Annotated in this window: 24 protein-coding genes and 1 tRNA gene; 16 read left to right on the forward strand and 9 right to left on the reverse strand. The window is 70.9% G+C overall.

Features of this window, described 5'->3' with window-relative positions; all coding sequences use genetic code 11:
* Positions 1 to 2: 2 nt before the first annotated feature.
* On the reverse strand, positions 3 to 1109 hold the full coding sequence (locus AB0259_RS14260) for an FAD-dependent oxidoreductase (RefSeq protein ID WP_366223133.1): 1107 nt from the start codon (positions 1107 to 1109) through the stop codon (positions 3 to 5).
* A 93-nt stretch (positions 1110 to 1202) separates the two neighbouring features.
* Between AB0259_RS14260 and AB0259_RS14265 the strand changes: the two genes are divergently transcribed.
* Complete coding sequence (locus AB0259_RS14265) at positions 1203 to 3284, forward strand: DNA polymerase III subunit gamma and tau (RefSeq protein WP_366223134.1); 2082 nt, start codon at positions 1203 to 1205, stop codon at positions 3282 to 3284.
* Between the two features lie 3 nt (positions 3285 to 3287).
* Positions 3288 to 3881 (forward strand): recombination mediator RecR, encoded by a 594-nt coding sequence (gene recR, locus AB0259_RS14270; protein ID WP_251582156.1) that lies wholly within the window; start codon positions 3288 to 3290, stop codon positions 3879 to 3881.
* Between the two features lies 1 nt (position 3882).
* Here recR and AB0259_RS14275 read toward each other — a convergent pair whose 3' ends face one another.
* A complete protein-coding gene (locus AB0259_RS14275) occupies positions 3883 to 4281 on the reverse strand; it encodes a hypothetical protein (protein ID WP_251582158.1) in 399 nt (132 codons plus the stop codon).
* A gap of 30 nt (positions 4282 to 4311) precedes the next feature.
* Positions 4312 to 5703, reverse strand: a complete 1392-nt coding sequence (locus AB0259_RS14280) for a threonine/serine exporter family protein (protein ID WP_366223135.1) — start codon at positions 5701 to 5703, stop codon at positions 4312 to 4314.
* Between the two features lie 141 nt (positions 5704 to 5844).
* Here AB0259_RS14280 and AB0259_RS14285 point away from each other — a divergent pair, with 141 nt between their 5' ends.
* Complete coding sequence (locus AB0259_RS14285; protein ID WP_366223136.1) at positions 5845 to 7131, forward strand: aspartate kinase; 1287 nt, start codon at positions 5845 to 5847, stop codon at positions 7129 to 7131.
* A 23-nt stretch (positions 7132 to 7154) separates the two neighbouring features.
* Here the strand turns inward: AB0259_RS14285 and AB0259_RS14290 are convergent, their stop codons facing one another.
* The gene (locus AB0259_RS14290; protein ID WP_366223137.1) at positions 7155 to 7898 is read right to left on the reverse strand and encodes an NAD(P)H-binding protein; all 744 of its coding nucleotides are present in this window, start codon (positions 7896 to 7898) and stop codon (positions 7155 to 7157) included.
* A 52-nt stretch (positions 7899 to 7950) separates the two neighbouring features.
* Between AB0259_RS14290 and sigJ the strand changes: the two genes are divergently transcribed.
* The 4 genes from sigJ to AB0259_RS14310 all read left to right on the forward strand — a co-directional run bounded on the left by sigJ (position 7951) and on the right by AB0259_RS14310 (position 12389).
* Complete coding sequence (sigJ, locus tag AB0259_RS14295) at positions 7951 to 8865, forward strand: RNA polymerase sigma factor SigJ (RefSeq protein ID WP_366223138.1); 915 nt, start codon at positions 7951 to 7953, stop codon at positions 8863 to 8865.
* Positions 8866 to 8986: 121 nt separating this feature from the next.
* On the forward strand, positions 8987 to 10057 hold the full coding sequence (locus AB0259_RS14300) for an aspartate-semialdehyde dehydrogenase (RefSeq protein ID WP_251582173.1): 1071 nt from the start codon (positions 8987 to 8989) through the stop codon (positions 10055 to 10057).
* A gap of 133 nt (positions 10058 to 10190) precedes the next feature.
* Complete coding sequence (locus tag AB0259_RS14305) at positions 10191 to 11741, forward strand: malate:quinone oxidoreductase (RefSeq protein WP_366223139.1); 1551 nt, start codon at positions 10191 to 10193, stop codon at positions 11739 to 11741.
* A gap of 9 nt (positions 11742 to 11750) precedes the next feature.
* Complete coding sequence (locus tag AB0259_RS14310; RefSeq protein WP_251582177.1) at positions 11751 to 12389, forward strand: thymidine kinase; 639 nt, start codon at positions 11751 to 11753, stop codon at positions 12387 to 12389.
* 6 nt (positions 12390 to 12395) lie between these two features.
* On the opposite strand, the gene AB0259_RS14315 is transcribed toward AB0259_RS14310, so the two are convergent.
* From AB0259_RS14315 to AB0259_RS14330, 4 genes are all read right to left on the reverse strand, one after another.
* A complete protein-coding gene (locus AB0259_RS14315; protein ID WP_366223140.1) occupies positions 12396 to 13160 on the reverse strand; it encodes an HAD-IIB family hydrolase in 765 nt (254 codons plus the stop codon).
* A gap of 86 nt (positions 13161 to 13246) precedes the next feature.
* Positions 13247 to 13320 (reverse strand) — tRNA-Pro (locus AB0259_RS14320).
* A 16-nt stretch (positions 13321 to 13336) separates the two neighbouring features.
* The gene (locus tag AB0259_RS14325) at positions 13337 to 14305 is read right to left on the reverse strand and encodes a metallophosphoesterase (RefSeq protein WP_366223141.1); all 969 of its coding nucleotides are present in this window, start codon (positions 14303 to 14305) and stop codon (positions 13337 to 13339) included.
* A complete protein-coding gene (locus AB0259_RS14330; RefSeq protein WP_366223142.1) occupies positions 14302 to 16959 on the reverse strand; it encodes a transglycosylase domain-containing protein in 2658 nt (885 codons plus the stop codon). Before AB0259_RS14330 ends, AB0259_RS14325 begins: the two co-directional genes overlap by 4 nt.
* Before the next feature lie 97 nt (positions 16960 to 17056).
* Here AB0259_RS14330 and AB0259_RS14335 point away from each other — a divergent pair, with 97 nt between their 5' ends.
* Both AB0259_RS14335 and AB0259_RS14340 read left to right on the forward strand, forming a co-directional pair.
* A complete protein-coding gene (locus AB0259_RS14335) occupies positions 17057 to 17275 on the forward strand; it encodes a DUF4177 domain-containing protein (RefSeq protein WP_064003053.1) in 219 nt (72 codons plus the stop codon).
* The gene (locus tag AB0259_RS14340; protein WP_366223143.1) at positions 17275 to 17742 is read left to right on the forward strand and encodes a RidA family protein; all 468 of its coding nucleotides are present in this window, start codon (positions 17275 to 17277) and stop codon (positions 17740 to 17742) included. Before AB0259_RS14335 ends, AB0259_RS14340 begins: the two co-directional genes overlap by 1 nt.
* 17 nt (positions 17743 to 17759) lie before the next feature.
* On the opposite strand, the gene acs is transcribed toward AB0259_RS14340, so the two are convergent.
* Complete coding sequence (gene acs / locus AB0259_RS14345) at positions 17760 to 19730, reverse strand: acetate--CoA ligase (protein ID WP_366223144.1); 1971 nt, start codon at positions 19728 to 19730, stop codon at positions 17760 to 17762.
* Positions 19731 to 20105: 375 nt separating this feature from the next.
* Between acs and AB0259_RS14350 the strand changes: the two genes are divergently transcribed.
* From AB0259_RS14350 to tmk, 7 genes are all read left to right on the forward strand, one after another.
* On the forward strand, positions 20106 to 21095 hold the full coding sequence (locus tag AB0259_RS14350; protein WP_251582189.1) for a TadA family conjugal transfer-associated ATPase: 990 nt from the start codon (positions 20106 to 20108) through the stop codon (positions 21093 to 21095).
* Positions 21092 to 21979: a type II secretion system F family protein gene (locus AB0259_RS14355; RefSeq protein WP_251582199.1), complete on the forward strand. Its 888-nt coding sequence runs from the start codon at positions 21092 to 21094 to the stop codon at positions 21977 to 21979. The genes AB0259_RS14350 and AB0259_RS14355 overlap by 4 nt, the downstream gene beginning before the upstream one ends.
* Before the next feature lie 43 nt (positions 21980 to 22022).
* On the forward strand, positions 22023 to 22226 hold the full coding sequence (locus AB0259_RS14360; RefSeq protein ID WP_251582201.1) for a DUF4244 domain-containing protein: 204 nt from the start codon (positions 22023 to 22025) through the stop codon (positions 22224 to 22226).
* The gene (locus AB0259_RS14365; protein ID WP_366223145.1) at positions 22223 to 22561 is read left to right on the forward strand and encodes a TadE family type IV pilus minor pilin; all 339 of its coding nucleotides are present in this window, start codon (positions 22223 to 22225) and stop codon (positions 22559 to 22561) included. The genes AB0259_RS14360 and AB0259_RS14365 overlap by 4 nt, the downstream gene beginning before the upstream one ends.
* A complete protein-coding gene (locus AB0259_RS14370; RefSeq protein ID WP_251582205.1) occupies positions 22561 to 22887 on the forward strand; it encodes an Rv3654c family TadE-like protein in 327 nt (108 codons plus the stop codon). The genes AB0259_RS14365 and AB0259_RS14370 overlap by 1 nt, the downstream gene beginning before the upstream one ends.
* 77 nt (positions 22888 to 22964) lie before the next feature.
* On the forward strand, positions 22965 to 25628 hold the full coding sequence (gene topA / locus AB0259_RS14375) for a type I DNA topoisomerase (protein WP_366223146.1): 2664 nt from the start codon (positions 22965 to 22967) through the stop codon (positions 25626 to 25628).
* On the forward strand, positions 25625 to 26248 hold the full coding sequence (gene tmk, locus AB0259_RS14380; protein ID WP_366223147.1) for a dTMP kinase: 624 nt from the start codon (positions 25625 to 25627) through the stop codon (positions 26246 to 26248). The genes topA and tmk overlap by 4 nt, the downstream gene beginning before the upstream one ends.
* The last annotated feature ends 26 nt before the right edge of the window (positions 26249 to 26274 follow it).

Below are 26274 nucleotides of genomic sequence, written 5' to 3' on the forward strand. Positions count from 1 at the left end.
ACTCAGACCGTCGCGGCGGCGCGCTCACGCACGATGGCGCGGACCGCGTCGCGGCCGGCGCGGTTCGCGCCGACCGTCGACTGCGACGGACCGTAGCCGATGAGGAACAGCCGGGGTTCGTCTATCGAGCGGGTGTCGCGCACACGCACGCCGCCGGCGGGGGTGCGCAGCCCGAGCGGGGCGAGGTGCGCGATGTCGGCGCGGAACCCGGTCGCCCAGAGGATGACGTCCGCCGGCTCGAGGGTGCCGTCCGGCATCCGTACCCCATCCGGCTCGATGGCGGTGAACATGGGATGCCACACCAGGGCGCCCCGGTCCTTCGCCGCCTGCGCCCACGGTGACCAGTGCGCCCCGGTGACCGAGACGACGCTGCCCGGCGGCAGCCCCTGCCGGACGCGTTCCTCGACGCCGGCGATCGCCTGGATGCGCGCGGCGGTGTCGAAGGCGGTCGCGTCCCACTGAGGTTCGGCGCGCGACACCCAGAGGGTCTCGGTCACCTGCGAGATCTCGTCGAGCAGCTGGATCGCCGAGACGCCCGCGCCCACGATGACGACGCGCCGGTCGTGGAACTCCTCCGCCGTGCGGTAGTCGTGCACGTGCAGCTGCCGGCCGGTGAACGTCGCCTGCCCGGGGTAGGTCGGCCAGAAGGGCTTCCGCCACGTGCCCGTGGCGTTGATGACGTACCGCGCCGCCCAGGCGTGGGCGCCGTCACTGGTGTCCGCCTCGACGATCAGCCGGCCGCGCGGGTCCTCGTCGGCCCGTCGGACGGCGCGCACCTGCACGGGGCGACGGACCGCGAGCTCGAACCGCGCCTCGTAGGCAGTGAAGTACTCCGGCAGGACCTCCCGGCTGGCCGCCCGCGGATCCGCCGGCGGCACGGCGTAGCCGGGGAGCTCGTGGATGCCGTTGACCGTACCCATCCGCAGCGACGGCCACCGGTGCTGCCACGCGCCCCCGGCATGCGTCTCGGCGTCCACGACGACGAACGTGGGCACCTCCGCCTCGGCGTCCCCGAGTGGGACGAAACCGCGGCGACGCAGATGGTAGGCGGCGCTGAGCCCGGCCTGCCCCGCGCCGATCACGGCGACGTCGACGGGCTCGGGGGACATGACGGCTGCAACGTGAGACCGACCCCGGCTGTTCCCGGTGCCCGGAGCCTCGGCGCCGGATCGGATGTCGGCGCCACGCCGTAGTCTGTTGTGGTGACCACCGCCCTGTACCGCCGCTATCGCCCGGAGACCTTCGGCGAGATGATCGGACAGAGCCAGGTGACCGACCCGCTCATGACGGCGCTGCGCAGCGACCGGGTCGGCCACGCCTACCTCTTCTCGGGCCCGCGCGGCTGCGGCAAGACGACGTCGGCGCGCATCCTCGCGCGCTGCCTCAACTGCGCACAGGGGCCGACCGACACCCCGTGCGGCGAGTGCGACTCCTGCAAGGAGCTCAGCCGCGGCGGCGGCGGGTCGCTGGATGTCGTCGAGATCGACGCGGCCTCCCACAACGGTGTCGACGACGCCCGCGACCTGCGCGAACGCGCCGTGTTCGCTCCCGCGCGCGACCGGTTCAAGATCTTCATCCTCGACGAGGCGCACATGGTGACGGCGCAGGGGTTCAACGCCCTGCTCAAGCTCGTCGAGGAACCGCCCGCGCACGTCAAGTTCATCTTCGCGACGACCGAGCCCGAGAAGGTCATCGGGACGATCCGCTCCCGCACGCACCACTACCCGTTCCGTCTCGTGGCCCCCGCAGCGATGCTCGAGTACGTCGAGCAGCTCTGCCGGAGCGAGGGTGTGACGGTCGAGCCCGGTGTCCTGCCGCTCGTGGTCCGCGCCGGCGGAGGGTCTCCGCGTGACACCCTGTCTCTCCTCGACCAGCTGATCGCCGGTTCCGAGGACGGCGCCGTCGGTTACGAGCGCGCCGTCGCGCTGCTGGGCTACACGCACGCGGAGCTTCTCGACGAGGTCGTCGACGCATTCTCCTCGCATGACGCGGCGGCCGCCTTCGGCGCCGTCGATCGCGTCGTGCAGACCGGTCAGGATCCGCGCCGGTTCGTCGACGATCTGCTCGAGCGGCTGCGCGACCTCATCATCGTCGCGGCGACCGGCGAGGGGGCTCGTGCCGTGCTGCGCGGCGTCCCCGCGGACGAACTCGAGCGCATGGGCCGCCAGGCGGCCGCCTTCGGCACCGACCGGCTCTCGCGGATCGCCGACCTCGTCGTCACCGCACTCGACGACATGACGGGGACGACGTCGCCGCGCCTGCAGCTCGAGCTGCTCGTCGCCCGCGTCCTCGCCGCGACGGATGCGGCGGCTCCCGCGCCCGCCGCGGGGTCAGCCGCCTCGGGGTCGGCCGCCTCTGCCCCTCCCGGGTCGGAGCCCGCGCCGCGTCCGGTCGCGTCCGCGCCGGCCCCGGCGTCCGCTCCGGTCCCGGCATCCTCCGCGTCGACGCCGGCGCCGCCCGCGCCCGAACCGACGCCCGCGGTGGTGCCGGGCCCGCCCGTCCCGACCGGGCCGGTGACCTTCCCGCAGATCCGCGACTCGTGGCCCGAGATCCTGCGGCGGCTCGAGGACATCAGCCGCACGTCGTGGATGATCGCGAGCGCCTCGCGCCCGGTCGCATATGCGGAAGGCGACATCCTCACGCTGTCGTTCCAGAGCCACGCGGACGTGCAGTCGTTCAAGAAGCTGAACGCGGGCAAGGGTCCCAGTGAGGACCTGCGCACGGCGATCCTGTCGGTGCTGGGCGTGCGGGTGAAGTACCTCACCCGTCACGACACCGATCCCACCCCGCCGCCGCCCGGCGGTGTCGGCCCCGAGGTCCCGCCCGCGCCGACCCCCGATTCCGGCGGACCGGTCGCGCCCGCGGCATCCCGTCCCGAGCCGGCCGCCCCGGCGCGGCCCGCGCCCGCGGCCGCCGCTCCCGTCACCGAGTGGGCGGTCGCCCCGATCCCCACGGACGACGGAGCACCGTCGGCGCAGTTCGCGGTCGACGACGAGCCCGAGGATGCGGCTCCTCTGCCCGTGCGCACGCTCACCGCCCCGCGGGAGGGCGATGTCCTGCCCGCCGAGGCCCCGGACGACGATGAGGACGATGTGCCGCCGCCGGTGGATGCCGATGCCCCTGTCCCGGTGCACACGCCGCCGCCCACCACGCCGGCCCCCGAGTCGCCGCGAGCGCCCCGCCCGGGCGGCATCGAGCGCGTCGGTGAGGCAGCGGTGCGCCAGCTGCTCGGCGCGCGCTTCGTCCGCGAAGAGCCGTACACCCCGCCGACGAGGTTCAACTGACCCATGTACGACGGCATCGTCCAAGACCTGATCGACGAGTTCGGACGCCTCCCCGGCATCGGCCCGAAGTCGGCCCAGCGCATCGCGTTCCACATCCTGCAGACCCCGTCCTTCGACGTGTCGCGGCTCGCCCACCTGCTGTCCGAGCTGCGGGAACGGGTGAGGTTCTGCGAGATCTGCGGGAACGTGTCCGAGCAGGCGCAGTGCTCCATCTGCCGCGATCCGCGGCGCGACCGCACGTTCATCTGCGTCGTCGAGGATGCGAAGGACGTCGCGGCGATCGAGCGCACCCGCGAGTTCCGCGGGCTCTACCACGTGCTGGGCGGCTCGATCAGCCCCATGGCGGGCATCGGCCCCGACGACCTGCGCATCGCCCAGCTCATGCAGCGCCTCGCCGACGGCACCGTGACCGAGGTCATCCTCGCGACCAACCCGAACCTCGAGGGCGAGGCGACGGCGACCTACCTCAGCCGGCTGCTCCACACCCTCGAGATCAGTGTGACGCGCCTCGCGTCGGGCCTGCCGGTCGGCGGCGACCTCGAGTACGCGGACGAGGTCACCCTCGGTCGGGCGTTCGAGGGGCGCCGCGCGGTCTGATTCAGTCCGTCGGGGCGAAGAGCGCGGGCTCCTCGGTCAGCGTGCGCTCGATGGCCGCGGTGATGTCCTCGTCCACGGCGCGGTACTCGTCGTTGACGCGCTCCTCGGCCTCACCCCAGGCCTCGTCGTCGCCGACGCCGGCCGTCTGGTCGTACTCCGCAGCCGCGCGGTCGATCGCCTCCGCCGTGGATTCCAGCCCGAGGGTGCGGTACCCGTCGGCCACGGCGTCGAGCGGGAACTCCTCGTCGGCCGCGTGGGTCTCGACGGCGTACCAGAACCCGCCGTTGTGGACCATGCCGTGGAATGTCAGGACGCGGCGGACGGCGAGGTCGCCGGGATGCGTCGCGGGTACGTCGTACTCCAGTGCGCGGTTCCAGATCTCGTCACTCGGGGAGCTCATGCCGCGAGCATACTTCGACGGACGGAGGCGTCATCCGCGCTCGCGCGCGCGGGCGCGGATGACGGTGCCCAGGGTCGCGCGGAGCGGCTGGCCGACGTAGATGCCGAGGGAGGCGCCGACGGCCAGCGCGATCCCCACCGTGGCCGCCGACGCGAGGGTCGTGAACCCGATGAGCAGGGTCACCGTGCTCTGACCGGACTCGACGACCCCGAGGAGGCCCCGGAACACCGCCGCCCCCGGCACCATCGGCAGGATCGCGGCCGTCGTGATCGCCACCGACGGCACGTGCAGCTTGTAGGCGGCGAGGATGCCGAGGAGGCTCCCGGCGAACGCACCGACACCGCTGGCGGCCGCGGACTCGAACCCGAGAGTGGATGCCGCGGTGTACCCCGCCCACGCGACGACGCTCAGCCCGACGCTGACGGCGACGACCCGCAGCCCCGCGCCGTTGTAGATCGTCACGGAGACGGCGATGAGTGCTGCTCCCGCGAACTGCAGCGGGACCGGGCCGAAGGGGAGCGGGTCGTTCGGGGCGTCCATCCCTGCGCCGACGACACGTGCCGTCTCGAGGCCCGCGAGGATGCCCAGCACCACCCCGAGGGTCTGCGTCGTGAGTTCCAGGATGCGGCCGGTCGCCGTCAGCGCGAAGCCGTCGATCGCGTCCTGCGCCGCCCCCACCACGGTGAGCCCGGCGAGCATCAGCACGATGCCCGAGGCCACGATGACCGACGGGCGTATCTCCTGCGCCGCCATCCAGCCCGTCGCCTCGAGCCGCGGTGCGACGGCGGCGATGAGGGTCAGGACGAAGGCGCCGGCGACCTGGCTGAAGAAGAACGGCACGCGCGCGCGGCCGAGCAGGAATTGCGTGACCGCCGCGCCGCCGGCGGCGATGAACGACAGCAGGATCACCAGCCAGTTGGCCCCGAACATGAGGGCGACGCCGACGGCCAGGAGGGCCTGAGCCGCGACGATGACGGGCGGGTGGTAGGCGAAGGGCGTGCGGCGCACGACGCGGAACTCGGCACGAGCGGATTCCAGCGGCATCCCGCCCCGGATCGCCGCGACCAGCGCCTGCAGCCGTTGCAGTCTCGCGTGGTCGGGGGCCTGGCTGCGCACGACGCGCATCAGGGTGATGGGACGGTCGGCGCCGCTGCGGTGATGCGCGACGGTGATGGAGTTGTAGCTCACGTCGACGTGGACGGGGTCCAGTCCGTAGACACCCGCGACCCGCACGATGGTGAGCGTCACTTCGCTGGCGGGTGCGCCCGAGGCGAGCATCGACTCGCCGATCCGGATGGCCAGGTCGAGGACGCCGACGGCGAATGCATCGTCGATGACGGGCAGCATCTCGGTGTGCGGAGTCGAGCTCTCCGGAGCACGGACGAGGGCCTGCAGCGACGTGAAGAACTGGCGTCGTCCCATATGCTCCAGCCTAAATCAGGGCTCCCGGCGGTCCGCCTGCGTCACATGGCCGTGGCGGCACGGGCCGCTCCGTAGGATGGTGCGCGGGCGTGAGTCTCCGCCCGCCGGCTGCGCCCGGCATCCACCCGGGAGTATCCGACCATGGCCCTGATCGTCCAGAAGTACGGCGGTTCGTCCGTCGCCGACGCCGAGAGCATCCGTCGCGTCGCGAAGCGGATCGTCGACGCCCGCCGTGCCGGCCACGACGTCGTCGTCGCCGTCAGCGCGATGGGCGACACCACCGACGAGCTGCTCGACCTCGCGTCGCAGGTCTCGCCGTTGCCCGCGCCGCGCGAGCTCGACATGCTGCTCTCCAGCGGCGAGCGGATCTCTATGGCGTTGCTGGCGATGGCGATCAACTCGATGGGCTTCGAGGCGCGCTCGTTCACCGGCAGCCAGGCCGGCATGATCACCGACAGCTCGCACGGCGCCGCCCGCATCGTCGACGTCACCCCGGTCCGGGTGCGCGACGCACTCGACGAGGGCGCGATCGTCATCGTCGCCGGCTTCCAGGGCTTCAGCCGCGACACCCGCGACATCACGACCCTCGGTCGCGGGGGATCCGACACGACCGCCGTCGCGCTCGCCGCCGCTCTGAACGCCGATGTCTGCGAGATCTACAGCGATGTCGACGGCATCTTCACCGCCGACCCGCGGGTCGTCCCGAAGGCCCGGAAGCTCGCGACCGTCCAGTCCGAGGAGATGCTCGAGCTCGCCGCGAACGGCGCCAAGGTGCTCTACATCCGCGCCGTCGAGTTCGCCCGCCGTCACGGCGTCATGATCCACGCCCGCTCGACATTCAGCTCGGGCGTCGGCACGTACGTTCTCGGTCCGGGGATGACCGCCCCCGACCACGAAGAGGGAGAAGAGATGGAAGAGCCCATCGTCACCGGTGTCGCCACCGACCTCAGCCAGGCCAAGATCACCGTCGTCGGTGTGCCCGACGTCCCCGGCAAGGCCGCCGAGATCTTCAAGATCGTCGCCAAGTCCGGCGCCAACGTCGACATGATCGTCCAGAACGTCTCGGCGGCGGCGACCGGCCGCACCGACATCTCGTTCACGCTCCCCAAGGCCGAGGCGTCGACGGCGCTGCGTGCGCTGTCGGTGGAGCAGGGGAGCGTCGGCTTCGACAAGCTCGTCCACGACGACCAGATCGGCAAGCTGTCCGTCGTCGGTGCCGGCATGCGGACCCACTCCGGTGTCTCGGCGACCCTGTTCGAGGCGCTGTCGACGACCGGTGTGAACATCGAGATGATCTCGACCTCCGAGATCCGCATCTCCGTCGTCGTCCGCGGAGACGACCTCGCCGAGGCGGCGCGCGTCGTGCACACCGCGTACGGTCTCGACGGCGACACCGAGGCCGTCGTCCACGCCGGTACCGGACGCTGACGACGACCCAGGGGCCTCCCGGCTCAGCGCTGCGCGGCGAGCCAGTCGTCGAAGGACGGCCCGGCGAGCGTCGCCCCTGCGCTCGGCAGGTTGGCGCCTGACCGCATCCCGCGCATCTGCGCGCCCGGGACGCTGACGGGGATGACGGGACGCCGTGATCCGTCGCGGCGCACCCACTCCCGGATCATCCGATCGAGCCGCTCCTCGCGCGGCCCTGCGAGGTCCGCGACGCGACCCTGCGGCCCGGTGAGGGCCAGCGCGACGAGCCGCGCCGCGACCTCCGCGGCGGCGACCGGCTGCACGCGGGCGCGCGGCGCCAGCTGCAGCGGCCCGAGACGCGCCTGTGCCGCCACCTGGCCCGCGAACTCGTGGAACTGCGTCGCCCGCAGGATGCTCCACGGCACCGTGCTGCGTTCGAACAGGTCCTCCTGAGCGATCTTGCCGGCGTAGTAGCCGTCGGGGTTGCGGTCGATCCCCACGATCGACAGCAGCACGGCGTGGGCGGTTCCCGCGGTCGCTGCCGCCGCGAGCAGGGTGCCGGATGCCGCGCGGAAGAACTCCGTCGCTGTCGCCGCGCTCGTGGTCCCGACGCTCGCCGCGTCGATCACGGCGGTCGCCCCCGCCAGTGCGCGGTCCACTGCTGCCCGGTCGCGCAGGTCGACTCCCGCCGCCCGCGAGAGGACGACCGCGTCGTGCCCCTCCGCGCGCACCCGCTCCACCACGAGTCGTCCGACCGTGCCCGTTCCGCCCGTCACTGCGATCTTCATGTCGCCCCTTCCGATGGTGTGTCACTGTGGTGACGACGCAGCCTCCGCGAATGTGAGGCCCGGGACGGAGATCGCGATGACGGATGCCGCGACGCAGACGGATGCCGCGATCGGCGAGGTCGACGCGCATCGCCGCATCCTGGTCGCCGCCGCCCATCGGATGCTGGGAACGCTCGCGGAGGCCGAGGACGCCGTGCAGGAGGCGTTCGTCCGGTGGATCCGGCTGCACCCCTCCGAGCGCGCCGCGATCGCGAACCCCGCGGGATGGCTCATGCGGGTGACCGGCAGGATCTGCCTCGACATGCTCGGCTCGGCGCGGGCGCGACGCGAGACGTACGTCGGGGAGTGGCTGCCCGAGCCCGTGGCGGCGGGCCTCTCGAACGGCGACCCGGCCGAGGCCGCTCTCGCCGCCGAGAGCGTCTCCACGGCGCTCCTTCTCGTCCTGGAGACGCTCACGCCGGCGGAGCGCGTGGCCTTCGTGCTGCACGAGGTCTTCGCGGTGCCGTTCGGCGAGATCGCCGAGGTGCTCGGCCGTTCGCCCGCCGCGTGCCGGCAGCTCGCCGCATCCGCTCGTCGTCATGTCGGACGCCGGAGCGGTGCCGCCGTCCCCCGCAGTCGCCACGACGAGGTCGTCGCAGCGTTCGCCGCCGCAAGCGCGACGGGCAGGCTCGATGCCCTCGTGCGGGTGCTCGCGCCCGACGTCGTGCTCGTCTCGGACGGCGGCGGGGTCGTCTCGGCCGCCCGGCGGCCGGTGCGCGGCGTGGACCACGTGGCGAGGTTCCTGCTGGGTCTCGCGCGGAAGCAGCCGACCGCGGCCTATGAGCCGATGGTCACCGGCGACGGGCTCGGATTCGTGATCCGGCTGAACGGCGCGGTGGCCGCGGTCGTGACGTTCGCGACCGACGGGGAGCGGATCACCGACGTCTGGATGATGCGCAACCCCGGGAAGCTCCGAGCGTGGGTGTGACGGCCGGACGACACATGCGGGTCACGGCACGCGCCGCGCCGGTAGAATCGCCGGAACCCGCTCTTCTGCGCCCTGTCGCGACGCCCCGTCGCGCGGCGCCGCACCCTCGAGGAACCGCACCATGACCGTCTTCTCCGATTCGGGATTCTCCGTCGCCGTCGTCGGCGCCACCGGCCAGGTCGGGACGGTGATGCGCGACATCCTCGTGGAGCGCGCGTTCCCCATCCGTGAGCTCCGTCTGTTCGCGACGGCGCGGTCCGCCGGCTCCACGATCGAGGTGGACGGTCGCGAGATCGTCGTCGAGGACGTCGCGACGGCTGATCCCGCGGGCATACAGATCGCGCTGTTCTCCGCCGGCGCCACGGGCTCGCGCGCGCACGCGCCGCGGTTCGCCGAGGCCGGCGCGGTCGTCATCGACAACTCCAGCGCCTGGCGCATGGACCCCGAGGTGCCGCTCGTCGTCAGCGAGGTCAATCCGCACGCGATCGAGGACCTCCCCAAGGGGATCATCGCCAACCCCAACTGCACGACGATGGCCGCGATGCCGGTCCTGAAGCCGCTCCACGTCGAGGCGGGACTCGTGCGACTCACGGTCAGCACCTACCAGGCCGTCTCAGGGTCGGGACTGGCAGGCGCGGAGGAACTGCTCGGCCAGGTCGAGTCGGTCGTCGCACAGGGCGGGGCGATCGGCCTCGTCCACGACGGCGCCGCCGTCGACTTCCCGGCGCCGCAGAAGTACGTCGCCCCGATCGCCTTCAACGTCATCCCCTTCGCGGGCAACCTCGTCGACGACGGCGAGGACGAGACCGACGAGGAGAAGAAGCTCCGCAACGAGAGCCGCAAGATCCTCGAGCTGCCCGAGCTCCGGGTCGCCGGCACCTGCGTCCGGGTGCCGGTTTTCACGGGTCACTCGCTCTCGATCCACGCGGAGTTCGTGCAGGACATCACGCCCGCCCGCGCGCGGGAGGTGCTCGAGGGCGCCGCGGGTGTCGCCCTCGCCGACGTGCCGACGCCGCTGGCGGCCGCCGGCGCCGACCCGAGCCTGGTCGGCCGCATCCGTGCCGATCAGTCCGCCCCCGAGGGCAAGGGTCTCGTCCTGTTCATCAGCAACGACAACCTCCGCAAGGGGGCCGCGCTGAACGCCGTCCAGATCGCCGAGCTCGTCGCCGCGAACCTCGCCGCCCGCGTCTGAGGACGGATGCCGGGTCCCCGCCCTCGCGCCGGGGCACCCGGCATCCGTGTTTCACCTGGGGAAAGAACCCTCATTCCTGCATCGTCGAGGGGGCCGCGGCGGCAATCGCCCGCGGCCCGGCGACGTAGACTGGATGACCGTGACTGACAATCCCGGAGCAGACGATCACGCCGTTGAGGATGCCGCAGCGAGCAGCCCCGCCGCAGTGAGTCCGACGGAGACGTACGACGCCCTGCTGATCGGCGGCGGCATCATGAGCGCCACCCTCGGCACCCTCCTGCAGCAGCTCGAGCCGGGATGGAAGATCGGCGTCTTCGAGCGTCTCTCCGAGGTCGCGCAGGAGTCGTCGAACGCCTGGAACAACGCCGGCACGGGGCATGCCGCTCTGTGCGAGCTGAACTACACGCCCGAGGGTCCGGACGGCACGATCGACCCCGCGAAGGCGATCGGGATCAACGAGCAGTTCCAGCAGTCGCGGCAGCTGTGGAGCGCCCTCGTCGAGCGAGGTGTCCTCGATGAGCCGACCACCTTCATCAACGCCACCCCGCACATGACCTTCGTCCGCGGTGAGAAGGATGTCGCCTTCCTGAAGAAGCGGTACGAGGTGCTCAAGGAGCAGCCGCTGTTCGCCGGCATCGAGTACTCCGAGGACTCGCGCGTCATCAACCAGTGGGCCCCGCTCCTGATGCAGCAGCGTCGCAAGGGCGAGCCCTTCGCGGCCACCCGTGTTCCTGCGGGCACCGACGTCGACTTCGGCTCCCTCACCCGTCAGCTGTTCGACCACCTCGCCGCGCAGGGCGTCGACGTCGAGACGAACCGCGAGGTGCGCGACCTGAAGCGTCAGAAGGACGGCACGTGGGAGGTCACCTACCGCCACACGGTCGGCCGGACCCCGGGCAAGGTGCGGGCGCGGTTCGTGTTCGTCGGCGCCGGCGGATGGGCCATCAAGCTTCTGCAGCGCTCCGGCATCCCCGAGATCTCCGGGTACGGGGTGTTCCCGATCGGCGGCCAGTGGCTGAAGACCTCGAAGCCCGAACTCGTCGCGCAGCACAAGGCCAAGGTGTACTCGCAGGCCTCGGTGGGCGCGCCTCCCATGTCGGTGCCGCACCTCGACACGCGCGTCGTCGACGGCGAGGCGTCGCTGCTGTTCGGCCCGTTCGCGACGTTCAGCCCGAAGTTCCTCAAGAACGGGCGGATGACCGACATCATCGCCCAGGTGCGCCCGGGCAACATCCTTCCGATGCTCAAGGTCGCGATCGACAACCCCGGCCTCATCAAGTACCTCGTCGGCGAGCTCCTCAAGGGGCACGGCAAGAAGGTGGACTCGCTCCGCGACTTCATGCCGAGCGCGCGCGACGAGGACTGGGAGCTCCTGCAGGCCGGTCAGCGTGCCCAGGTCATGAAGAAGGACCCCAAGAAGGGCGGCGTGCTCCAGTTCGGCACCGAGGTCGTCAGCTCCGCAGACGGCTCCATCGCCGGCCTGCTCGGGGCGTCCCCGGGCGCGTCGACAGGTGCGTCGATCATGCTGGGCCTGCTCAAGACGTGTTTCGCCGACCGCCTGCCGGCGTGGGAGCCGACGCTGAAGGAGCTCATCCCGACGTACGGGCAGACCCTCAACGATGCACCCGAGACGGCGCACGAGGTTCTGCGGTCGACGGCCGCAGCCCTCAAGATCAACGCCTGAGACGCATCCGTGGCGAAGCTCTACTTCCGCTACGGCGCGATGAACTCGGGCAAGTCCACGGCGCTGCTGCAGGCCGCGTTCAACTACGAGGAGCGCGGCCAGCACGTCCTGCTCGCGAAGCCCGAGATCGACACGAAGGGTGCCGATCAGATCTCCAGCCGTCTCGGCGTGGAGCGCAAGGTCGACTTCCTCATCGGTCCGGATGACGACGCCCGCGCCCTGTTCGCCGAGCACCGACGTCGGGTGCAGATCGAGGCCGAGGCGGCGCTCGTGCCCGACACCCGGACGGACGTCGCCTGCCTGCTGATCGACGAGGCGCAGTTCCTCGCGCCGGATCAGATCGACGACCTGCTGCGGATCGCGGTGAACGACGGCATCCCGGTCCTCGCCTACGGCATCCGCACCGACTTCCAGACGCGGGCCTTCCCGGGGTCAGCGCGCCTCATGGAGCTCGCCCACAGCCTTGAAGAGCTGAAGACCATCTGCCGCTGCGGCAGCAAGGCGCTGTTCAACGCCCGCCTCGTCGGCGGCCGGTTCGTCTTCGACGGGGATCAGGTCGCGATCGACGAGCTGTCGGCCGACCGCGTCACGTACGAGTCAATGTGCGCGCGCTGCTATCTGCGCGAGTCCGGCGGACGGCTGCGCTGACTCCGCTCAGCGGGCCGGCAGCGTCGGGATCAGCTCGTCGAGGTAGGCGGCGGTGTCCTCCCAGCCCTCGACGGCGTGGCAGGTGACACCCATCGCCAGGACGGGGTAGTCGTTGCCGTGCTCATCGAGGCGGTCGCCGACGAAGAGCATGTCGTCGAGGGGGATGCCGGTCTGCTCTGCGAGTTTGCGCATGCCGTACGCCTTGTCGATCCCGCGGTGGGTGATGTCGACCGAGGTGGAGCCGCCGGAGCGGACCTCGAGATCCGGGATGCGAGCGGCCACCGCGTCGCGCAGGGCGTTCTTCTTCTCGCCGGAGGGGTCCCACGCGGTCTTGGCGTCGAGGGGAGCGGACTGTCCGAGGGCGGAGAAGGTGATCTGCGAGCCGCGGTCCTCGAGGATCGGACCCCACGTCTGCTCGGCCCAGAGGCCCAGTCGCCTCGCCTCCTCCTCGACCGCTGTGAGGGCGCGGTGCTTCTCGTCGGCGGTGAGCGAGAGGGCGTAGACCGTCTCGACGCCGTCCTCGGTGAGGCGGTAGTACTGCGTGCCGCAGGTCGGCATGAGGTGGATGTGGGCGAGGAGGTCGGCGCCCGCCTCGGGGAGGCGCTCGACGACCTGCGAGCGGAACTGCTGCAGCTGGCCGCCGGAGATGATCGCGACCTCGACGCGCTCCGCCAAGCGCAGCAGCTGCTCGCCGATCCGGGGGTCGATCGCGCTCTTGGACGGCGCGAGGGTGTCGTCGAGATCGAAGGCGACGAGGCGGGGAGAGGTCATGGTGCTCCGTTCGGCGGGAGATGCGATGGCCCCTCCGAGGAGGGATGAGAAAGGCCCCGCCGGTGTCCGGCGGAGCCTCTCTGCGGTCGGGGTGACAGGATTTGAACCTGCGGCCTCGTCGTCCCGAACGACGCGCGCTACCAAGCTGCGCCACACCCCGTGGCAACCCTCCGAGTCTACCCTGCCGAGGCCCCGTCCGGCGAATCGGCGGCGCGCCGCGCACGGAGGATGAGCACCGACGCCTCGGGCCGGCACGCGAAGCGCACCGGGGCGTAGATGGAGTGGCCAAGGCCCGCGCTGACGTTCAGCGGCACCGCGCGGCCGCCGTGCGTCCACGAGCTGAGGCCGCGCGCCTTCTCGAGCGGGATGTCGCAGTTCGACACCAGAGCCTTCTTCGCGAAGGGGACCCGGACCTGGCCGCCGTGGGTGTGCCCGCCGATGAGGAGGTCTGCACCGGCATCCGTGAACGCGTCCAGGACCCGACGGTACGGCGCGTGCGTCACGCCCAGGCGCACGCGGGCGCCGTCGCCGAGCGAGCGCAGGGCGTCCTCGGCCGCCTCGAGGTCGTCGAAGTCGCGGTGCGCGTCGTCGACGCCGAACCCGTCGATGCGGATGCCGCTGACGCGAACGCTCGCGGCGGTGTTGTCGATCAGCGTCTCGCCGAGGCCGGTCAGGTACTCGTCGAGCGCGTCGGTGTCGAGCGACGGGGTGAAGGACTCGTGGCTCTGCGGGCCAGAGGGGCCGAAGAGGTATTTGATCGGGTTCCGCGCGCTGGGGGCGACCTTGTCGTTGGATCCGTGCACGAAGAAGCCGGGGACGCCGCGGAGGGGGGCGAAGGCCGCCCGGATGCCGCGCAGCCCGTCCGCGTGCCCGAGGTTGTCGCCCGTGTTGACGACGAGGTCCGGTTGCACGCGATCGGCGATGTCGGCGATCCAGCGCTGCTTGCGGTGCTGCCAGGGCGCCATGTGGGCGTCGGAGAGGTGCAGGACGGTCACCGACGGAGTACCCGGCGGCAGGATCGCGAGTTCGTGCTGTCGAAGCGTGAAAAGGTAGCGCTCGATCCCGACGCCCCAGATCCCGGCGGCGGTACCGACCGCCCCCACCGCGCCGAGCGCGGTGAGGGCGGTCTGTCCTGCCGGCCTCACGGACCGTTGCCGTTGCCGGGACCGTTGCCGCGGCCGTTGTTGCCGCCGCCGTTCCCGTCGCCGTCGCCGTTGCCGTCGCAGTCGGAGGACTGATACTCGATGGTGATCGTGGCGTCTCGGCTCACGGTCTCGCCCGCAGCGGGATCCGTGCCTGTGACAACGCCCTCCGCGGGCGCGCCGTCGTCGTCCTCACAGCTCTGCGCGACGTTGCGGAACCCGGCGTCGGACAGCGCCCTCGCCGCCTGCTCCGGGGTGCCGCTCACACCGGGCACCACGACACCCTCGCCGTTGCTCGGGTTGATGGTCACCGTCGTTCCCGCGACGACACGTCCGGCACCGGGCGTCTGCGACACGATCGTGCCCTCGGACTCCGGCGACGCCACGGGCTCGCCGACGATGACGCTGAAGCCGGCGTCCTCGATCCGATCGGTCGCGGCATCGACATCGAGGCCGATGACGCTCGGCAGCTGGGCGTAGCTGCGCTTGGTGAGCTCCGGCGACGGCTGAGGGAAGGCCGAGCCGCCGAACTCGGCATTCGCGGCTCGCTGCATGGCGGGCCAGATCGAGTTGCGGATGCGCGAGAGGCGATAGCCGCTCTCGTAGTGGTTCTCGAGGCGCTCCTGACCCTTGACGTTGCCGACCCAGACCGCGGTCGTGACCTCGGTGCTCGAGCCGATCATCCACGTGTGGAGGAACTGGTGGATACCGGTCTTGCCGAAGATCGGCACACCGTCGAACGTGCGGGCACCGCTGCCGGTGCCGCTTGCGGTCATGACGCTCTCCAGCACGAAGGCCGCCGTCGCCGCGACGTCCTCGCTGAGCTTGCGCTCGCACTTCGTGTCGGGGATGGGCTGCTCCTCACCGTCGGCGTTCACCACGCGATCGATCGCCTTGGCGGCGCACAGGGTGCCGTTCGACGCGATCGCGGCGTACGCGTTCGCCATGTCGATGGGCGCGACGTCCTGCGACCCGAGGACGTCGTAGGGGTTGTTGTTCTGATCGAGCGGCTGGCCGTTGCCGAGCGTGACGCCCAGGTCACCGGCGACACGGTTCGTCGTGCACACCGGGATCTTCTCCGCCATGGTCAGGAAGCCGGAGTTCAGCGAATCCTTCGTGAAACGTGCCACCGTTCCGGTGTAGCCGCGGTTGCCCTCGAAGTTGCCGATCCGGGGGTTCCCATCGGGTCCCGTTCCCTCACCGGTGTACACGGTCTGCGTCGCCCCGTCGCACGTCTGCACGGTCTTCGTGCCGACGCGCCCGTTGAGCGTCTCGTTCACCGAATGGCCCTGCTGCATCCAGTTGATGAGGCTGAAGACCTTGTAGGTCGAGCCCGCGGAGTGACCGCCGCCACCGTTCTTCACGGGGACGTTGTAGTTGACCTGCGTGGTCGTCGTGTCGTCGGCCTGATCAGCCCAGGGGCGGTTCTGCACCATGGAGAGCACGCGACCCGTGCCGACCTCGACCTGGACACCGGAGGCTCCGAGGTTCATGTAGTCCACACTGGCGGGAACGACGGAGATCGCCTCGTTCGCGGCCTCCTGCAGCGAGACATCGAGCGTCGTGTACACGCTCAGTCCGCCGCGACGGAGGGCCGCGATGCGGTCGTTCGGCTCCTCGCCGAACGCGGGGTCGCTGCGGATGATCGACGTCACGTAGGCGCAGAAGAACTCGGCACCCTTGGCGACAGAGCAGCCCTGCGGGCGGGTCGTGATCTTCGGCTCGATGGGCGCGGCGACGGCCTCGTCGTGCTCCGCCTTCGTGATCTTCTTGTCCTCGAGCAACCGGTTCAGGACGTAGACCTGACGCGTCTTGGACAGCTTGTAGCCGTCGTCGGCACCGTTGAGAGGGGTGCCGTCCTTCGCAACCGTCGAGCCGCCGGGCTTGTCGATGCGCAGAGTGTTGGGCTCCTGCACCATGCCCGCGATGACGGCTGCCTGCCCGATGGTGAGCTTGTCGGGTGTGGTGTCGAAGTAGTGGCGCGCCGCGGCACCGATGCCGTAGACCGACCCGCCGAAGTGCGCGATGTTGAGGTACCCGAGCAGGATCTCGTCCTTCGAGTACTCCTTCTCCAGCTGGATGGCGTAGCGCATCTCCTGGATCTTGCGCTGGTAGCCCTCGGTGCCCTGGTTCGCGGTCGATTCCTTGAAGCAGGCCTCGACCTCCTCCGTGCTGACGGCCTTCGCCTCGCAGGTCTGCTGCAGGACGTTCTTCACGTACTGCTGCGTGATGGAGGATCCACCGCGGTTCGAGCCGGAGCTCGCGTTGCGTGCGAGGGCGCTCAGCGTGCCGAGCAGGTCGATGCCGCCGTGCGTGTAGAAGTTCTTGTCCTCACTCGAGAGGACTGCGTCGTACATCACCGGATTGACCTGGTCGAAGGTGACCGGGATGCGGTTCTGGTCGTAGAACTCGGTGAGCTTGACGTTCTTGCCGTCGTCGTTCTTCGCGTAGATCGTCGTCGGGAGCATGAGCTTCTCGATCTTGAGATAGCTCGGCATGTTCTCGAACATCTTGATCGCGCTCGTCGCGGCGTAGCCGGAGACGGCGATCGCGGGGGTGATGGTCGCCGTGACGAGAAGAGCAGCCACGGTGCTCAGACCGATGAGGCCCAACAGGCCTCCGAGCACACCGGTGGCCGTGCGTTTCGAGTGGGGCATAGGCTGATCGTAAGGGAGATAGCTGGGTGACGCCTCGGTGACGCTCCCGTCGTCGCGCCCTTCAGGGCCGCCCCGCCACGACCTCCGGGAGCACCGCATGACCACGTGGGAGTACATGACCACGCCCCTGCTCATCCACAACACCGCTGCCATCCTCAACAACTGGGGCAAGCAGGGGTGGGAGCTCGTCCAGGTGGTGACAGGTCCCGAGGGTGGCCTCGTCGGCTACTTCAAGCGCCCCTCGGGCGGCGACGGTTCCGCCAACGCGGGACTGGATGCCGCGGCCCAGGCCGCCCGTCAGTTCGGGCAGGGCTGATGTCGGTCTCGGCGCGGCTCGCCGAACTCGGGATCGAACTGGGTGCGGTCGTCCCGCCCCTCGCGGCCTACATCCCCGCGAAGGTGCACGGCGACCTCGTCTACACGTCGGGCCAGCTCCCGATGATCGAGGGCGCGCTCTCGACCACCGGCAAGGTCGGCGAGGGCGACGGTCTGGTCTCCGCGGACGACGCCGCCGCACTCGCACGTCAGTGCGCGCTGAACGCCGTCGCGGCGGCGGCCGCCGCGGTGGGCGGTGTCGACCGGCTCACCGGCGTCCTGAAGGTGACCGGATTCGTGGCATCCGTCCCCGAGTTCACCGGGCAGCCCGCCGTGATCAACGGCGCGAGCGGTGTGCTCGGAGAGATCTTCGGCGATGCCGGCCGCCACGCGCGCTCCGCCGTCGGCGTCCCCGTCCTGCCGTTGAACAGTCCGGTAGAGGTCGAGGTCGTCTTCTCGCACGCGTGAGCGGCCGGCCGGCCTCGCTACTTCTGGGTGACCTGGCCCTTGATCGTCGACATGACCATCGTGTCGGCGAGGGTCGTGGTGTCACCCACCTCGCGCCCCTCCGCCACGTCGCGCAGCAGGCGGCGCATGATCTTGCCGCTGCGGGTCTTGGGCAGTTCCGTGACGATGTAGACGTCGCGCGGCCTCGCGATGGGGCCGATCTGATCGCCGACCCACGCGCGCAGCTTGTCGACGAGGCCGTCGAGCGAGTTCGCCTTCATGTACGACTGCTTGATGACGCAGAACGCCACCACCGCCTGACCGGTCGTCTCGTCCGACGCGCCCACGACCGCGGCCTCGGCGACGGCTTCGTTCCCGACGAGGGCGGATTCGATCTCGGTCGTCGACAGCCGGTGCCCCGAGACGTTCATGACGTCGTCCACGCGCCCGAGGAACCAGACGTCGCCGTCCTCGTCGAGACGGGCGCCGTCGCCTGCGAAGTAATAGCCCAGGTCGGCGAACTTGTCCCAGTAGGTCTCCTTGAACCGTTCCGGGTCGCCCCAGATGCCGCGCAGCATGCTCGGCCACGGCTCGGTCAGCACGAGGAGGCCCCCGTTGCCGTTGCCGACGACCTGACCCTTCTCGTCGACGACGTCGAGGCTGATCCCCGGGAGCGGCACCTGGGCGCTGCCCGGCTTCGTCTCGGTGACGCCGGGGAGCGCCGACACCATGATCGCGCCGGTCTCGGTCTGCCACCACGTGTCGACGATCGGGGCGGTGTCGCCTCCGATGACGTGCCGGTACCACATCCACGCCTCGGGGTTGATCGGTTCGCCGACGCTGCCGAGCAGACGGAGCGACGACAGGTCGTGCTGCTCCGGGATGCTGCGGCCGAGCTTCATGAACGAGCGGATGGCCGTCGGGGCCGTGTAGAGGATCGTGACGCCGTACTTCGCCACGATCTCCCACCAGCGACCCGGGTGAGGGGTGTCGGGCGTGCCCTCGTAGATCACCTGTGTCGCGCCGTTGGCGAGCGGTCCGTAGGTGACGTAGGTGTGCCCCGTGATCCAGCCGATGTCGGCTGTGCACCAATAGACGTCGGTCTCGGGGTGGATGTCGTGCACGACCTTGTTCGTGAACGCGGCCTGCGTGAGGTATCCACCGCTCGTGTGCAGGATGCCCTTCGGCTTCCCGGTCGTCCCGGACGTGTAGAGGATGAAGAGGGGGTTCTCCGCCGGGAACGGCTGGGCGACGTGATCAGCGGATGCCGCCGGCACGAGGTCGTGCCACCACAGGTCGCGCCCGTCCTGCCAGCTCACCTCGTTGTCGGTGCGCTTGACGACGAGGACGTGCTCGACGGTCTCCTGCGGTCCGTGCCCGCGGTCCGCGAGCGCCTGGTCGACGGCGGGCTTCAGCGGTGACACCTTGCCCTTGCGGTAGCCGCCGTCGCTGGTGATGACGAGCTTCGCACCGGCGTCGTCGATGCGCGAGCGCAGACTGTCGGCGGAGAACCCGCCGAAGACCACCGAGTGGATGGCCCCGATGCGGGCGACGGCGAGCATCGAGGCGACCGCCTCGGGGATCATGGGGAGGTAGATGGCGACGCGGTCCCCGGCTTCGACGCCGAGGTCGGTGAGGACGTTCGCCAGGCGCTTCACCTCGTCGGTGAGCTCGGCGTACGTCACGCGGCGCTCGTCTCCGGGCTCGCCCTCCCACAGGAGCGCGACCCGGTCGCCCAGGCCCGCCTCGACGTGGCGGTCGAGGCAGTTGTAGGCGACGTTCAGCTCACCGTCCTCGAACCAGGTCGCGAACGGGGGCTTCGACCAGTCGAGGTTCTTGGTGAACGGGGTGTGCCAGTGGAGCGCTCGCGCCTGCTCGGCCCAGAACGCCTCACGGTCCGCGGCGGCCGCCTCGTAGAGGTCGGCGTGGGCGTTGGCCCGGGCCGCGAACTCGGCGGACGGCCCGAAGCGGCGGGTCTCGGTGAGGAGGTGATCGATCTGGCTGCTCATGCGGCGCTCCTTTGCGTCGGGCCGTCGTGGCCTCGTCCTGCGATGCGGTCACTCTAGGATCGCCGATCATGCAGGACTACCGCCGATAGTGGGGGTGCGGGGCGTCCATCGGGTCTCTGTGAACGTGCACCCCTCCGGTGTGCGTAAGATACTTATCGCCCGAACATCGATTCGGCTTCGCGGCCCCGCTGATCCCCCCTGAAGCGCGGTCGCGTGGGCGGCATCCTTTCCCCCAGAGGATGCCGCCCTTTTTCTTTCTCCGACGGCCCACGCCGCAGGGCCTCGGCTCCTGCACACGTCCGCTCGCCGGCTCGCCCTCCACCGGTGCCGGCCGGCGGTGACGACGCGGACCGCCCCCGGCTTAGCGTCTCGGGCATGCCGCATCCGTTCATCGTCGTTCCGCGTGACAGCTCGGCCCCCGCTGAGCCGCGGCCGGTGCCGAGGCATCCCGTCGTCGCGCCGCTGCGCCGATGGCTCGCGGACCCCGACGTGACGGACGTGTTCGTCAACGGCACGCAGGGACTCTACGTCGACCGTGGCGCAGGGACGGAGCGTGTGCCGACGTGGAGCCTCGACGACGCGGCGGTCCGCGAGCTCGCCGTCGGGCTCATCGCGCTGGGCGGGCGCCACCTCGATGATGCGACGCCGTGCGCGGACGTGCGGTGGGAGCACGGGGTGCGCGTGCACGCCGTCCTCCCGCCGATCGCGTGCACGGGGGCCACCATCTCGATCCGCCTGCCGGGCACCGGGATGGCGGACCTCGATGAGCTCGGTCGACGCGGCACCTTCGACGCGGCGACGGGTTCCCGACTCGAGAGGCTCGTCGACGAACGCACGAACATCCTCGTGACCGGAGCCACCGGCGCCGGGAAGACGACCCTGCTCGCTGCCCTGCTCGGCCGGGTGCCGGTGTCGGAGCGGATCATCACGATCGAGGACGTGGCGGAGCTCCGCATCGCCCACCCGCATCACGTGCGCCTGGAGGCGCGGCAGGCGAATCTCGAGGGTGTCGGAGCGATCCCGCTCGGTCGTCTGCTGCGGGAGGCCCTGCGGATGCGGCCCGATCGCCTCGTCGTGGGGGAGTGTCGCGGCGAAGAGATACGCGAGCTGCTGACCGCGCTCAACACAGGTCACGACGGAGGTGCGGGAACCGTCCACGCCAGCGGGGTCGGCGACGTCCCCGCGCGTCTCGAGGCCCTCGGCGCGCTCGCCGGCATGGACGATCGCGCGCTCGCCCGGCAGACCGCCAGCGCGATCGGCGCCGTCGTGCACATCGAACGCGGATCCGACGGTGTGCGCCGCGTGAGCGGGATCGCTCGTCCCGTCGCCCGCGGCGACCGGCTGGGCATGGAGGAGCTGCCGTGAGACGCGGGAGAGGGGCGGATGCCGCGCCCGATGCCGCATCGGTCGCGGCGGTCGTCCAACGCCTCGCCGTCCTGCTGCAGGCGGGTATCGCGCCGACGGCGGCGTGGCGACACCTCGCGGTGACCGGCGATCCGACCGCCGCGGCGGTGTGCGCGCGGCTCGATGCGGGGGAGACCCCGGCGTCCGCTCTCACCGACCGGGGGGAGGCGTGGCGGCAGATCGCGGTCGCGTGGCAGGTGGCGACCATCGTCGGCGCACCGTTGGCGGTGAGTCTGCGCGGATTGGCTGAGGCGCTGCGCGACGCCCATCAGGCGCGGGACGACGTGCGCACCGCACTCGCCGAGCCCCAGACGACGGCTCGCCTGATCGCGTGGCTGCCTCTCGTGGCACTGGGGCTCGGGGCGGCGCTCGGTTTCGACCCGTTCACGGCCCTCGCCACGCCTGCCGGCGCGGTGTGCCTCGTGGCGGGCGGAGCGTTGATGCTCCTCACGCACCGGTGGACCCGCGCGCTGGTGGCCCGGGCGCAGCCGGGCGACGACATCCCGGGACTCGACGCCGAGGTCATCGCCATCGCGCTGTCGGGCGGAGTGTCGATCCCGCGGGCGACCGAAGTCGTCACGGCGACGTCGGGCATCGCTCCCTCCGCCGAGACCGAGACGGTGCTCGCGCTGTCCCGCTCCGCCGGTGCCCCCGCCGTCGAGCTGCTGCGAGCGGATGCCGCGGCCCGCCGTCAGGCGGCGCGGACGGATGGGCGACTGCGTGCCGCCACGCTCTCGGGACGGCTGCTGCTGCCGCTGGGGGTCTGCACCCTCCCGGCGTTCCTGCTGCTCGGTGTCGGACCGATGCTGCTGTCCGTGCTGACGACGACCCCGCTCACCCTGTGAGCGTCCAGACGTGCCCACACCACCACACCCATCGGAGGAGACCATGACACCCCACGACCTGCCCACCCTGACCCGCCGCCGCGCGGCGGAACTGTTCGCCGACGAGACCGGTGCGGCGACCGCCGAGTACGCCATCGCCACGATGGCGGCGGTCGCCTTCGCCGGCCTGCTCGTCATCATCATGCGCTCGGACGAGGTGCGCGGCATCCTCACCGACCTCGTGCGGCGCGCGCTGACCGTCTCATGAGGCGGGACGAGCGGGGATCCGTCGCGGCGGAGTTCGCCGTGACGGTCCCCGCCGTCGTCCTCGTCATCGTTGTGGCTGTCTCCGCTCTCTCGGTCGGCGGCCGGCAGGTGCGACTCGAACATGCGGCCGCGCAGGCGGCACGCCTGGCGGCCCGCGAAGAGCCCGCCGAGCGCGTCGTCGCGGCAGCGCGTGGGTTGGCCTCCGGATCTCAGGTGCGCAGCCGCCGCGACGGGGACCTCGTGTGCGTCGACCTGACCGCGCCTGCAGGCGTTCCGCTGCCGCTGCCCGACCTGCGCGCGACCTCCTGCGCGCTGCCTGCCCCGGAGGCCGACTGATGGCGGGTTCCGCGACGACCATCGGAGTCGTGGCCGTCACGGCGACACTCGCGGTCGGGTTCCTCGCGGCCGGCGGCGCTGCGACGGCCGCTGCGCGCGCGGCCGGGGCCGCGGACGCGGCGGCTCTCGCGGCCGCCGACACGGCCTCGGGACTGGTCCCCGGCGAGCCGTGCGCCCGGGCGACGGATGTCGCCTCCCGCGCGGGGGCGACGGTCTCCGCGTGTCGCATCGACGGGCTCATCGTCACCGTCGAGGTCTCGATCGCCGTCGGCCCTCTGGACGCGCGGGCGCGCGCCCGCGCGGGGCCCCCGCCGGACGACGAGTGACGTGCCGCCGCTCGATCGTTCTCAGCGCCCTCTTGACAAGGCGGTGTGTATGGTGTGCAACGAAGAAAGGACGCCACGTGGCACAGGGCAAGAAGCTCGTCATCGTCGAGTCGCCGACGAAGATGCGCTCGATCCAGGGATACCTGGGTGACGGATACGAGGTCATGAGTTCGGTCGGGCACATCCGCGACCTCGCCGACAAGAAGGACATCCCGGCGGATCTGAAGAAGACCTCCGTCGGCAAGTACTCCATCGACATCGAGAACGACTTCACACCTCTCTATGTGGAGAGCGAGCGCGGTAAGAAGACGGTCACCGAGCTCAAGCGAGCCCTGAAGAACGCCGACGAGCTCCTGCTCGCCACCGATGAGGACCGCGAGGGCGAAGCCATCGCGTGGCACCTGCTCGAGACCCTCAAGCCCAAGGTCCCCGTCAAGCGGATGGTCTTCCACGAGATCACGAAGGACGCCATCCAGGCTGCGGTGAAGAACACCCGTGAACTCGACCACGCCCTCGTCGACGCGCAGGAGACCCGGCGCATCCTCGACCGTCTCTACGGCTGGGACGTCTCGGACGTCACCCGGCGCAAGGTCGGTCAGGGCACGAGCGCGGGGCGTGTGCAGTCCGCAGCGACCCGCATGGTCGTAGAGCGTGAGCGCGAGCGCATGGCGTTCGTCTCCGCGTCCTACTGGGACGTCGACTCCACCGCGGTCAAGGGTGCCGATGCCTTCGCGATCCGCCTCGCTCGGCTCGACGGGGCGCCACTGGCTCGCGGTACCGACTTCGACGACACCGGCGCGCTGAAGAAGGCCGTCGTCGTCCTCAGCGAGGAGCAGGCACGCGACCTGGCGGATGCGCTCGAGGCGTCGGGCGCGGCATCCGTCGTCAGTGTCGAGGCCAAGCCCGGCACACGCAGCCCCAAGCCCCCGTTCACGACGTCGACCCTCCAGCAGGAGGCCGGTCGCAAGCTCTCGATGAGCGCCAAGCACGCCATGGGCGTCGCGCAGCGGCTCTACGAGAAGGGCTACATCACCTACATGCGCACCGACTCGACCGCGCTGTCGGCGCAGGCGGTCACGGCGGCGCGCACACAGGCGGTCGCGCTGTACGGCGACAAGGCCGTCCCCGCCAACCCCCGCAGCTACCGCAACAACGCGAAGAACGCGCAGGAGGCGCACGAGGCGATCCGTCCCTCGGGCGAGCACTTCCGCACGCCCAAGGAGGTCACCTCCGGCCTCGATCGCGATGAGCTGCGCCTCTACGAGCTGATCTGGATGCGCACCGTCGCGAGCCAGATGGCCGACGCCAAGTACGAGACCACGACCGTCACGATCGACGCGGATGCCGCCGGTCGCACCGCGACCTTCACCGCGTCCGGCACCGTCTACACCTTCAAGGGCTTCCTCGACGCGTACGAGGAGGGGCGCGACGAGAAGCGCCACGACAACGACCGCACCGACGACCAGTCGCTGCCCGCGCTCGCGGTCGGTGACGCCCTCCGGCTCACCGACGTGGAGCCGAAGGGGCACGCCACGAGCCCCAAGCCCCGCTACACCGAGGCGTCGCTCGTCAAAGCGCTCGAGGAGCGCGGCATCGGCCGTCCGTCGACCTTCGCCAGCATCATCGACGTCATCCTCGACCGCGGCTACGTGTCCAAGCGGGGCCAGGCGCTCGTCCCGAGCTGGCTCGCCTTCAGCATCGTGCGTCTGCTCGAAGAGCACTTCGCCGACCTCGTCGACTACGACTTCACCGCCGCCCTCGAGGACGATCTCGACGCCATCGCGCGCGGCGAGCAGAACCGGGCCGCCTGGCTGCGCGAGTTCTACTTCGGGTCTCAGGACCACGTGGGCCTGCGCAACATCGTCGACAACCTCGGCGACATCGACGCCCGCGAGATCAACTCGACCCGGATCGGCGACGTCGCGGTGCTCCGCTTCGGCCGGTACGGTCCCTACCTCGAGGTCGCCGGCGACGACCCCGAGACGCCGCGCCGCATCAACGTGCCCGACGACCTCGCGCCCGACGAGCTCACGCCGGAGAAGGCGCGCGAGCTGATCGACGCTCCGGTCGGCGGCGACCGCGTGCTCGGCCAGAACCCCCAGAACGGCCGCGACGTCGTGATCAAGGACGGTCGCTTCGGTCCTTACCTCGAAGAAGTGCTGCCCGAAGAGGACGCACCGGCCGAGGAGGTCAAGCCCAAGCGCGGCGCGAAGAAGGCCCCGGCACCCAAGCCCAAGCGCGCGTCGCTGTTCAAGAGCATGTCGCCCGAGACGATCGACCTCGAGACCGCGCTGAAGCTCCTGTCGCTGCCGCGCGAAGTCGGTGTCGACCCCGAGTCCGGCGCCGTCATCACGGCGCAGAACGGCCCCTACGGTCCCTACATCAAGAAGGGCACCGATTCGCGCAGCATCGCGAGCGAGGACATGATCTTCGACATCACCCTCGAGCAGGCGCTCGAGATCTACTCGCAGCCGAAGTACGCGAACCGCGCCGCGACCTCGCTCAAGGAGTTCGAGGCCGATCCGGTCAGCGGCAAGCCGATCCGGATCAAGGACGGCCGCTTCGGCGCGTACGTCACCGACGGCACGACGAATGTGACGATCCCGCGGGGGCAGACGCCCGACGACATCACCTTCGAGGTCGCCGTGCAGATGCTCGCGGACAAGCGGGCCAAGGGGCCGGCGCCCAAGCGCACCACACGCAAGCCCGCGGCGCGCAAGCCGGCGGCGAAGAAGAAGTGACCTCCGGGCTCTGGATCACCCTCGAAGGCGGTGACGGCTCGGGCAAGACGACGCAGGCGGCGCTCCTGGAGCAGTGGCTCCAGGAGCAGGGCCGTCGGGTCGTGCGCACGCGCGAGCCCGGCGGCACGGAGGTGGGCGTCCTGATCCGGGACATCGTCCTCCATCACCGCGGCGACATCGCCCCGCGCGCCGAAGCGCTGCTGTACGCGGCCGACCGTGCGCATCACGTCGCCACGCTCGTCCGCCCTGCGATCGCCCGCGGCGACGTCGTCATCCAGGATCGCTACCTCGACAGCTCGGTCGCCTACCAGGGTGCCGGGCGGGTGCTCGACGGCGACCAGATCCGCGACCTCTCGCTGTGGGCGACCGAGGATGCCCTCCCGGACGTCACCGTGCTGCTGGACGTCGATCCGGCGACCGCCCGCGAGCGGCTCGATGCGGCCGACAAGCCGTTCGACCGGCTCGAGGCCGAGAAGAGCGCGTTCCATGAGAGGGTGCGGACCGCATTCCTCATGCTGGCGGATGCCGAGCCCCAGCGCTTCCTCGTCGTCGACGCGACCCAGCCCATCGAGGTGATCGCCGAGGCGATCCGTGCGCGCGTGGCGCAGCGGCTGTCCTGACCGTCGCCCGCACCTCGTAGGCTGAA

It is taken from the genome of Microbacterium sp. NPDC080005 (genome assembly GCF_040702445.1).
Lineage (GTDB): Bacteria > Actinomycetota > Actinomycetes > Actinomycetales > Microbacteriaceae > Microbacterium > Microbacterium oleivorans_D.

Excerpts from the sequence above, each read along its gene's own strand:
- AB0259_RS14260 (WP_366223133.1), bottom strand. The coding sequence starts at position 1,109 with ATGTCCCCCGAGCCCGTCGACGTCGCCGTGATCGGCGCGGGGCAGGCC.
- recR (WP_251582156.1), top strand. The coding sequence starts at position 3,288 with ATGTACGACGGCATCGTCCAAGACCTGATCGACGAGTTCGGACGCCTC.
- AB0259_RS14275 (WP_251582158.1), bottom strand. The coding sequence starts at position 4,281 with ATGAGCTCCCCGAGTGACGAGATCTGGAACCGCGCACTGGAGTACGAC.
- AB0259_RS14280 (WP_366223135.1), bottom strand. The coding sequence starts at position 5,703 with ATGGGACGACGCCAGTTCTTCACGTCGCTGCAGGCCCTCGTCCGTGCT.
- AB0259_RS14285 (WP_366223136.1), top strand. The coding sequence starts at position 5,845 with ATGGCCCTGATCGTCCAGAAGTACGGCGGTTCGTCCGTCGCCGACGCC.
- AB0259_RS14290 (WP_366223137.1), bottom strand. The coding sequence starts at position 7,898 with ATGAAGATCGCAGTGACGGGCGGAACGGGCACGGTCGGACGACTCGTG.
- AB0259_RS14300 (WP_251582173.1), top strand. The coding sequence starts at position 8,987 with ATGACCGTCTTCTCCGATTCGGGATTCTCCGTCGCCGTCGTCGGCGCC.
- AB0259_RS14305 (WP_366223139.1), top strand. The coding sequence starts at position 10,191 with ATGACCGTGACTGACAATCCCGGAGCAGACGATCACGCCGTTGAGGAT.
- AB0259_RS14315 (WP_366223140.1), bottom strand. The coding sequence starts at position 13,160 with ATGACCTCTCCCCGCCTCGTCGCCTTCGATCTCGACGACACCCTCGCG.
- AB0259_RS14330 (WP_366223142.1), bottom strand. The coding sequence starts at position 16,959 with ATGCCCCACTCGAAACGCACGGCCACCGGTGTGCTCGGAGGCCTGTTG.
- AB0259_RS14335 (WP_064003053.1), top strand. The coding sequence starts at position 17,057 with ATGACCACGTGGGAGTACATGACCACGCCCCTGCTCATCCACAACACC.
- AB0259_RS14340 (WP_366223143.1), top strand. The coding sequence starts at position 17,275 with ATGTCGGTCTCGGCGCGGCTCGCCGAACTCGGGATCGAACTGGGTGCG.
- acs (WP_366223144.1), bottom strand. The coding sequence starts at position 19,730 with ATGAGCAGCCAGATCGATCACCTCCTCACCGAGACCCGCCGCTTCGGG.
- AB0259_RS14350 (WP_251582189.1), top strand. The coding sequence starts at position 20,106 with ATGCCGCATCCGTTCATCGTCGTTCCGCGTGACAGCTCGGCCCCCGCT.
- AB0259_RS14360 (WP_251582201.1), top strand. The coding sequence starts at position 22,023 with ATGACACCCCACGACCTGCCCACCCTGACCCGCCGCCGCGCGGCGGAA.
- AB0259_RS14365 (WP_366223145.1), top strand. The coding sequence starts at position 22,223 with ATGAGGCGGGACGAGCGGGGATCCGTCGCGGCGGAGTTCGCCGTGACG.
- AB0259_RS14370 (WP_251582205.1), top strand. The coding sequence starts at position 22,561 with ATGGCGGGTTCCGCGACGACCATCGGAGTCGTGGCCGTCACGGCGACA.